The sequence below is a fragment of the Vibrio sp. 1078-1 genome (assembly GCF_033340475.1).
This window is the reverse complement of record NZ_JAWOWM010000353.1, coordinates 1-704: the sequence shown is the minus strand read 5'-3', so window position 1 is coordinate 704 and position 704 is coordinate 1. Positions and strand designations below refer to the sequence as shown.

Genomic DNA, 704 nt, shown 5'->3' with positions numbered 1-704 from the left:
GCTTAACGAACACGCCGCCCATTGCGTAACAAAACGCTTTCCAGTCGCCCTCATCAGCAGAGCGGCGAACCTTTTCTAATAGAAAGTGTTCGTCTTGAGATAAATCTGTAAACAAAGCATCGTCCTCTTTGAATTCATCACGAAGACGACGAAGCTCACGCCATACCGTGACAGATGGACCACCAATAAATTGAAATTGACGAATTTGATTCACACGCGCCCAAGTCACGACACGTTCTGCCGCATCCGAGCCAGACAAAGACGAACCTTTATCTGAATCAATGTGTTGACCGTCGATGTTTTTGCTCAGGTATTTAGCGACATAGCCAACGGCTGAACCTTGATACCAGTCGATAACCTCCGCTTTGAAACTGGCTTTCTTTGCGCCTTTTTCGTCAGTAGAGTCAGCCATAGCAAGACGACGAAACTCAGACGTCACAAATTTGCGTGCGGATTTTTCCATGAACAGCAACAAGTGGTGATGCGGCGTGCCGTCTTGGTGAGGCTCAACAATGCGCATCCCGTAAACCTTGATTTTGCTTTTATCAATCGACTTACGAAGATTCGCCCAAACGCCCATGAGGTAAGCGTGAGCTGCTTTCGCGTCAGGCTTGCCAGCCTCAAGCCATTTAGGGTTGATGTCACCCTTAGAAACAGAGTGAAAACGAGACGGAGCTGTTACCGTGAAGAACACCGCATCGTGA

Annotated in this window: 1 protein-coding gene; it reads right to left on the bottom strand. The window is 48.2% G+C overall.

Annotated elements, in window-relative coordinates; all coding sequences use genetic code 11:
• The coding region (locus R7190_RS27535) for a replication endonuclease (protein WP_318137889.1) at positions 1–704 on the bottom strand (704 nt) is incomplete at both ends.